At 69.7% G+C, this 2,080-nt stretch carries 2 protein-coding genes; both read right to left on the bottom strand.

Translation table 11 applies throughout. The annotated features are described in order from the left end of the window. Positions 1 to 219 (bottom strand): hypothetical protein (locus tag VIR15_RS07910; protein WP_331926929.1); only part of this gene is annotated, 219 nt, incomplete at its 3' end. Beyond that, a partial coding sequence (locus VIR15_RS07915) for a hypothetical protein (protein WP_331926930.1) occupies positions 219 to 2,080 on the bottom strand: 1,862 nt, incomplete at its 5' end. The genes VIR15_RS07915 and VIR15_RS07910, both read right to left, overlap by 1 nt.

Below are 2,080 nucleotides of genomic sequence, written 5' to 3' on the forward strand. Positions count from 1 at the left end.
CTCGGTGACGGCGATGGTCGACCCGATGCCGTCGTCCTGCACCTGGAACGAGTACGCCTCACAGCGGGACACGCCGACGATGCCGCCCGACGTGGCCGGGGGGATCCGCTGCTGCCGCTGCATCCGCTGGTCGAGCAGGTCCACGGCCTTCTCGACGCGACCCAGCCGCTTGTCCAGGCTCGCGTCCCCACGGGCCCGGCCGCCCCCAAGTCCCTGCATCAGTCCTCCACCGTCAGTAGCAGCGTCAGCCCGTCCGTGTTCGGGTCCTGCGCCCGCTGCATCGTCCGGACCAGTCCGTCGAACCCGTACCGGGGCAGGATCAGCCGGCACGTGTCGCCTAGGTCCAGCCGTGACCGCAGCTCGGACGTGTAAGCCGGGTCGCACTCCACGATGTACGCGGGCGTCGTCACCTTCGACCGGGCGAGCTCGTCACGCGCGGCCTCGTCGAGCTCGGTGATCGGTGTCTCCGACTCCGCGGTGAGGTACTTGGCCAGCCGCAGCCCGTCGAGCGCCGCGTCGTCCTTGGCGAGCGCTTCGGGACGATACCGACCGCCCTCACTGGCACGGACCAGCACGAGCGAGAACGCATCCCGGTCGGACGCCGGACGCGCACGCACGACCGCGCCGCCCTCGACGAGGACGACATTGGTAGGGCCGCCCTGCCGGGGATAGTGCGTGTCCACCCGCGACAGGTCGTGCCGCATCGTCACGCCGATGTCGACGCCGTGCGCGAGCGACGGGAACTCGTCGAGGACCTGCTTGACCGGCAGCGGGGAGCCGCCCGTCAGCTCGTAGGAGCGGTCTCGCGTGACGCCAGTGACCGGGGTGCGGGTTGTGATGCCGAGGTCCGACCAGCCGTAGTCCGGGTCCTGCGCGAACGCGAGGACATCCCGGACGATGTGCGCCTGGTCGACGCCCCAGAAGTACAGCAGCTCCTCCGGGTAGAGCCCGACATCGGCGAACCGTGCCGTGCCAGCGGGCGGGTAGAGCCGCACGTCGATGCGGTACGAGTTGCCGTCCGCAGGGATCTCCACCGACGCCTCTAGGTCGAACCACCTGTTCAGCGGCGTGTCCTCGCTGATGGATGCCGAGTTGCTGTCGTACTCCTCGAGCGTGGACGTGCGCACGGCCCGCACGCGCAGGTTCCACCCGTCCGCCGACGCGCCGATGTACTCGAGCAACTTATAGCGCGCGTTCGCCGTCAGGGTCAGCGGGTACTTCGCCGTGGTCGGGTGCGCGATGTAGTACGTCTGCACGATGAACTGCTTGTGCCCGGTCGCCGGCAGGGTGCCGTCGTAGGCGATGGTCACGCGCCGGTTCGGGGCGAGCTGTTTGCTGACCGGCTCGTAGTAGCCGCGCCCGGCGACGTTGCCGCCCGTGACGTACTGACCCGCCTTCCACTTTGACGTGTCCGGCGTGACGAACTGGAGCGTGCCGTTCTGCGCGGCGAGGGTCGCCTTCGCGGCGAGGGCCCGGTCGTGGGACAGTCCGAGGCCGGAGCCGGTGCCGTCGTTCGCCGTGTGGCCGGTGATGCGCACCGTCGCCCCATCGGGGATGTTCTCCCCGACGGCCTCGATGATGGCCTCGCCACCGGACAGGTACGTCGACTCGTTCGGCACGAACACCGCAGACGTGGCGACGTCCTCGGTGTGCAACTGCGACTCGTCGGCGCCCGTGACATCAATGGCCTTGCCTGACAGCGTCTCGGGGTCGTCCACGATGGTGTAGAGCGGCGGCAGCGCCGGAATCGACTCCGCGTCATACAGAGCACGCCAGTAGGTGAACCCCTGCGTGAACCCGCCGTTCTTGAGCAGCTGCAGCCGGGGGACGCGCGCCATGAGCCGGTTCGCGCCGTCAGCGGAGCCGCGGCCCTCGTAGTACCAGCGGAAGTCGGGCACCACGTAGGTGGTGGTGGCGCCGTCGTCGGACTCGCGGCCGACCATGATCGGGCCGCGGTGCAGCAGGTCGCCGCCGCGCCACACCTGGCACTCGCGCACGATCGGCTGGATGAGCGCGCGCTTCGGGTCGTCGGTGCCGATGGTGAACGCGGTTTCGCCGCGCTCGTTGACGCCCTCTTCGA

It is taken from the genome of Intrasporangium sp., assembly GCF_036566125.1.
In the GTDB taxonomy this organism is placed as follows: Bacteria; Actinomycetota; Actinomycetes; order Actinomycetales; family Dermatophilaceae; genus Intrasporangium.